Source organism: Bacillus sp. AFS037270 (assembly GCF_002585305.1).
In genome coordinates this window covers 36,379-42,865 of sequence record NZ_NUNF01000043.1, presented here as the reverse complement: position 1 = coordinate 42,865, position 6,487 = coordinate 36,379, and the positions used below count along the sequence as shown (strand labels likewise).

Here is a 6,487-nt window from a genome sequence, read left to right as displayed (position 1 = left end):
TTAGTTTTCAAAGAACAATCCGTCGCCCCGAAGCGACTTAATTAATATACCACCTATATCAAATTGAGTCAACACTATTTTTAAATATCTTAGAAGATAATATAATTTTATTTACTTTTAGTCATAATAAAAGGAGCACATGTAAGTGCTCCTCTTTATCAATATTACTCTTCACCTTCAGGAAGACTGTCATCTTGACCTTCATCGAGGATTGTTTCATTGCTATCATCTGAACTATTTTCAACTGTTTGCTCATCATCTTCTTCTTTTTCAACCTTTGCAACGGTTGCGACAAACTCGTTTTCACTTTCCTTCAGACTAATCAATTTAACACCTTGTGTATTTCGACCCATCTGCGAAATGCCTGCAACATCAGTTCGGATCAACACACCGCCGGTGGTAATCAGCATGAGATCTTCTTCACCAGTTACAGCCCTCATTGATACCAGATTACCGTTTTTATCTGTTACATGGCAGGTCTTGATTCCCTTACCACCACGGCCTTGAATGCGGTATTCAGAAGCAGGAGTACGTTTTCCATAACCGTTTTTGGTTACAATTAGTACGTCATTATCTTCCTCTATTACTTCCATTCCCACAACTTCGTCGTCGGAATCAAGGGTGATTCCTTTCACACCTGTTGCAGTACGGCCCATCGACCGAACATCTGTCTCAGGGAAATGAATTAGCATCCCCTTCTTAGTCCCAATAATAATATGTTTGGTCCCATCAGTCAGACGAACAGAAATTAATTCATCCCCTTCGCGCAGACTTAAGGCGATTAAACCATTGTTGCGGATATTAGCAAAGGAGGACAGTGGTGAACGTTTTGAAATTCCTTCTTTTGTTGTGAAGAACAAGAACCAATCGTCCACAAAATCCTCAACAGGGATAATTGCATTGACCCATTCACCTTTTTCGATACCAAGCAGATTTATAATTGGAATCCCTTTAGCTGTCCTGCTATACTCTGGTATCTCATAGCCCTTAGAACGATATACCTTACCTTTATTGGTAAAGAATAGGATCGTATCATGGGAAGAGGTAGTAATTAAATGTTCAACAAAATCATCTTCATTTGTCCCCATTCCTTGTATACCGCGGCCGCCTCGTCTCTGCGCACGATAAGTAGACACTGGGAGACGTTTAATATAGCCATTATGGGTTAACGAAATAACAATATTTTCTCGAGGGATTAAATCCTCATCTTCGATATTCTCGATGCCGCCCATAACAATTTCTGTCCGGCGTTTATCATTAAAACGTTCTTTAATTTCCAGTAATTCTTCACGAATAATATCAAGAATCTTCTCTTCGTCAGCTAAAATTGCTTTTAGTTCAGCAATAAGCTTCATCAAATTTTGGAATTCTTCCTCAATTTTTTCTCTTTCTAATCCTGTTAACCGCTGCAAACGCATATCAAGGATGGCCTGAGCTTGTTTTTCAGAAAGATTAAACTGAGTCATTAAGCCTTCACGGGCAATATCAGTTGTACGGGAGTTTCGGATCAAGGTAATGACAGCATCTAAATTATCTAGTGCAATTCTTAATCCTTCTAAAATATGTGCCCGGGCCTCTGCCTTGTTTAATTCAAACAACGTTCTCCGGCGAATGACCACTTTTTGGTGCTCTAAATAATAGACTAAACATTGTTTTAGGCTTAACACTTTTGGCTGCCCATCGACTAGTGCCAATGTGTTTATACCAAAACTGGTTTGCAGGGCTGTTTGTTTATATAAGTTATTTAAAAGAACATTGGAATTCGCATCTTTACGGACCTCGATGACAATCCGCATTCCCCGGCGATCAGATTCATCTCTGAGGTCGGTGATGCCTTCAATCTTTTTATCACGGGCTAACTCAGCGATTTTTTCAATTAGTTTCGCTTTATTTACTTGATATGGAATCTCATTAACGATAATGACTTCTTTGCCGTTGGGTTTCTGTTCAATCTCCACTTTAGCCCGGACGATTATAGAACCGCGGCCTGTTTCATAGGCTTTTCTAATTCCACTACGACCAATAATGATACCGCCTGTTGGGAAATCCGGACCAGGGATAATTTCCATCAATTCTTGTATAGTGATTTCTGGGTCGCGGCTAACCGCTAGAACTCCATCAATGACTTCCCCTAATTGATGTGGCGGTATATTTGTTGCCATCCCTACGGCAATCCCGGTTGTCCCGTTTACTAAAAGGTTAGGGAATCGCGCCGGCAGAACAACTGGCTCTCTTTCCTCACCGTCATAGTTGTCTTGATAATCGATGGTATCTTTGTTTAAATCTCTTAACAATTCCATGGAGATTTTAGACATTCTTGATTCTGTATAACGCATCGCAGCAGCTGCGTCACCATCGACAGACCCAAAGTTCCCATGTCCATCTACAAGCATATAACGATAGTTAAAATTCTGTGCCATCCGAACCATGGTTTCATAAACTGCAGAATCACCATGTGGGTGATATTTACCGATAACATCCCCGACGATACGGGCCGACTTTTTATATGGTTTGTCTGCATGAATGCCTAGGTCATGCATGGCATATAAAATACGGCGATGAACTGGTTTTAACCCATCTCGAACATCTGGAAGGGCACGAGAAACAATAACACTCATCGCATAGTCAAGGAAGGATGATTTCATTTCCTGACTAATATTAATTTCACTTACTTTTGAATTGGGTGTTTCAGTCATATTACCTACCTCCCTCCGCCTTTTATATATCTAAATTCTTTACGTATTGAGCGTTTTCTTCAATGAAGTTACGACGTGGTTCTACTTTCTCACCCATTAACATATCAAAAGTTTCGTCTGCTTCGATTGCATCTTCAAGACTTACTTGGAGCATACTTCTATAAGCTGGATCCATTGTTGTTTCCCATAATTGTTCAGGATTCATCTCACCCAAACCTTTATACCGCTGGATATTAGGTTTTGGTGCAGCTGGCAGCTCTGCAAATATCCTTTCAAGTTCTTTGTCATTATAAGCGTACTCAATTCGTTTACCTTGCTGTACCTTATATAGTGGTGGCTGAGCAATATAAACATAACCTGCTTCTAGAATTTTTCTCATAAAACGGTAAAAGAATGTTAAAAGAAGGGTACGTATATGGGCTCCATCAACATCAGCATCTGTCATAATGACCACTTTATGATAACGTGCTTTGGAGATATCAAAATCTTCTCCAATACCCGTTCCAATCGCTGTAATCATCGCTCTCACTTCATTGTTAGAAAGAATTCTATCTAACCGTGCTTTTTCCACATTAAGAATTTTTCCTCGAAGCGGTAAAATTGCTTGGAAGTGACGATCACGTCCTTGTTTTGCTGATCCTCCAGCGGAATCACCCTCAACGATGTACAATTCACTCTCAGATGGATCCTTTGAAGAACAATCCGCTAATTTCCCTGGCAAACTGGAAACCTCTAACGCACTTTTGCGGCGAGTTAATTCTCTGGCTTTCTTGGCAGCAAGCCTCGCCCTTGATGCCATCAAACCTTTATCAACAATTTTTCTTGCAACTGTCGGGTTTTCTAATAGAAATTTATCAAAGGTACTTGCAAACACAGTATCAGTAATCGCCCTGACTTCTGAATTTCCAAGCTTTGTTTTTGTTTGTCCTTCAAATTGTGGATCAGGGTGTTTGATGGAAACAATCGCTGTGATCCCTTCACGAACATCCTCACCTGAAAGGTTTGGGTCATTTTCCTTGAATATGTTATTTTTCCTAGCATAATCATTGATCACTCTTGTTAAAGCTGTTTTAAAACCTGATTCATGTGTACCACCTTCATAGGTGTGAATATTATTAGCAAAGGAGTAAATATTCTCTGTATAACCCTCGTTATATTGGAGCGCGACTTCAACACTTATGCCGTCTTTTTCTCCTTCCATGTAAATCGGTTCGTCATGGACAACTTCTTTTGTGCGATTTAAATGCTCAACATATGATTTGATACCACCTTCATAGTGGTACTCATTCCGTTTATTTTCAACACGTTTATCTTCAATCGTGATTTTAATCCCGCGGTTAAGAAACGCAAGTTCACGCAATCGAGTCGCAAGTATGTCATATTCATAGACCAATGTCTCAGTGAATATTTCCCCATCTGGTTTAAAATGAGTAATCGTACCAGTTTTGTCAGTAGTTCCGATTACTTTTAGTTCAGAGGCTACGGCACCACGTTCAAATTTAATCTCATAAATTTTACCGTCACGATGGACATTGACCTCAAGTTCAGTAGATAGGGCATTAACAACTGATGCACCTACACCATGTAATCCTCCGGAAACCTTATATCCTCCACCGCCAAATTTTCCACCGGCGTGAAGGACAGTCATGATAACTTCGACTGCTGGTCTGCCCATCTTTTCTTGAATATCAACTGGTATTCCACGGCCATTATCCTTTACCGTGATACTATTATCTTCTTCAATGATGACATTAATTTCATCACAATAGCCTGCCAGGGCCTCATCAATACTATTATCAACAATTTCCCAAACAAGATGATGTAGACCTTTTCCGCTTGTTGAACCAATATACATACCAGGTCTTTTCCGTACTGCTTCAAGTCCCTCTAGGACCTGAATTTGATCCGCGCCGTATGCTCCCTCTACTGCTTTTTGTTCCAAAGTCATACTTGTTCACCTGCACCTTCTAACAAAAATATCTCTAAATAAACTAAAGCATAAAAATTAATATTAAAATTCATGTATACTCGTTTGATTTGAACGTTTTTTTAATGTTCCTGAAGCAATGGGGGATAAATAAACATTGTCATATGTAATAATGACTGATTTATAGGGGTTTTTAGACAAGTTAATGACTCGTTCACTTTGCTGTTTTAAAAATTCTTTCACCAATGGTGATTGATTAGCACTTTCTTTATCTAATATTGAGATAACATCCTTTGCCCTAATATTTAAGTCTTCCCCGATGTGAATATACATTGGCCCACCTCAATTAACCTTCTTTATGGTGCCTGCCTGCACGATATAGGTTGAAGCATCTTTTAATGTCTGATGATCAATTCCTTCCACACTTGTTGTTGTTACAAATGTCTGAACTCTCCCTTGAATGGTATTGAGTAAATGGGATTGCCTGTAATCATCTAATTCGGATAAAACATCATCAAGCAAAAGAATCGGATACTCCCCAATCTCATTATGAATCAATTCAATTTCAGCAAGTTTAACAGAGAGGGCCGTTGTTCGTTGCTGCCCTTGGGAACCAAAGGTTTGAACATCCCTTCCATTAACGAAAAACAATAAGTCATCACGATGGGGACCAAACAGGGTCGTACCTCGCTCCATTTCCCTTGTTCTTACCTTAGAGAATTTTTCCTGAAAGCTTTCTATCATTTTCGACAAATCTTGGCCTTCTAATACCTCTACTGAAGGTTTATACATAATTTCAAGTGTTTCTAAGCCTCTTGAAATTCCTTGATGAATAGGTTTCGCCCAATTTTCGAGTAATCTCAGGAATTCAAATCTCTTCTTAACCACTTTCACAGCCATGTCAATAAATTGCTCGGTTAAGACCTCGAGCATAGTTGGATCGTTTTGTTTTTTGATTTGCATCATTTTTAAATAATGGTTGCGTTGTTGAAGTATTTTTTGATATTGACTCATATCATGTAGATAGATTGGCGATACCTGGCCAATTTCCATATCAATAAACCGTCTCCGTATTTGAGGGCTGCCTTTAACAATATTTAAATCCTCCGGTGCAAACATGACCACATTCATGTTTCCAACATATTGACTTAATTTTTGCTGTTCAATATGATTGCACTTGGCTTTTTTCCCCTTTTTAGAAATAACCAGCTCGAGGGGCAGTGAGCTGTGTTGTTTTTGAACCCTTCCCTCTATTTTAGCATACTCCTGGTCCCAGCGAATAAGTTCTTTATCGTTCGATGTCCGGTGAGACTTGGCCATTGCTAACACATAAATGGATTCCATCACATTTGTTTTCCCTTGAGCATTTTCACCCAAAATAACATTTACTTTATTTTCAAACTCTACGAATAATTCGTCATAGTTCCGATAATTTTTAAGTGCTAATTTCTCTATAAACATGGTAACAACATCCTTTAGCTACTCGCTAATCACAAATTCTCCAAAGCCGGCTATCTGGACTTTGTCACCAACGCGAAGCTTTCTTCCTCGTCTTTGGTCTTGCTCACCATTGATAAATATTTCATGCTCACTCAAAAACCATTTGGCCATACCGCCTGTCTGGATTACATCAGCCAGCTTTAAAAATTGTCCTAATGTAATATATTCGGTATCCAATTTAATTTTTTCAGGCATCTTTTCATCCTCATTTCTAAGGGCTATTTTCGCATTTATTGTTGTTTGTCGTATAAGTTCATCTAACCGTATAACTAAAAGCATCGTTGCATCTTTTCGTAAAAACATTTGCGAAAATCGCAAGAAACTTTGTGAATGACCCTTTTTAAGGTCCAGAGCAACAAAAGTT

The 6,487-nt window shown here is 39.0% G+C and carries 5 protein-coding genes; all 5 read right to left on the bottom strand.

Annotated elements, in window-relative coordinates:
• Positions 1–164: 164 nt before the first annotated feature.
• The 5 genes from gyrA to yaaA all read right to left on the bottom strand — a co-directional run bounded on the left by gyrA (position 165) and on the right by yaaA (position 6,318).
• Positions 165–2,696, bottom strand: coding sequence for a DNA gyrase subunit A (gene gyrA / locus COD92_RS21130; protein WP_098530200.1), 2,532 nt, complete (start codon positions 2,694–2,696; stop codon positions 165–167).
• Between the two features lie 22 nt (positions 2,697–2,718).
• Complete coding sequence (gene gyrB / locus COD92_RS21125) at positions 2,719–4,644, bottom strand: DNA topoisomerase (ATP-hydrolyzing) subunit B (protein ID WP_480253979.1); 1,926 nt, start codon at positions 4,642–4,644, stop codon at positions 2,719–2,721.
• 63 nt (positions 4,645–4,707) lie between these two features.
• On the bottom strand, positions 4,708–4,956 hold the full coding sequence (remB, locus tag COD92_RS21120) for an extracellular matrix regulator RemB (protein ID WP_098996503.1): 249 nt from the start codon (positions 4,954–4,956) through the stop codon (positions 4,708–4,710).
• 9 nt (positions 4,957–4,965) lie between these two features.
• Positions 4,966–6,084 carry a DNA replication/repair protein RecF gene (gene recF / locus COD92_RS21115; RefSeq protein WP_098996502.1) on the bottom strand — a complete coding sequence of 373 codons (1,119 nt, stop codon included), beginning with the start codon at positions 6,082–6,084 and terminating at the stop codon, positions 4,966–4,968.
• A gap of 18 nt (positions 6,085–6,102) precedes the next feature.
• Entirely contained in the window at positions 6,103–6,318 is a 216-nt protein-coding gene (gene yaaA / locus COD92_RS21110; RefSeq protein WP_098530203.1) for a S4 domain-containing protein YaaA, read from the bottom strand.
• Positions 6,319–6,487 lie beyond the last annotated feature (169 nt).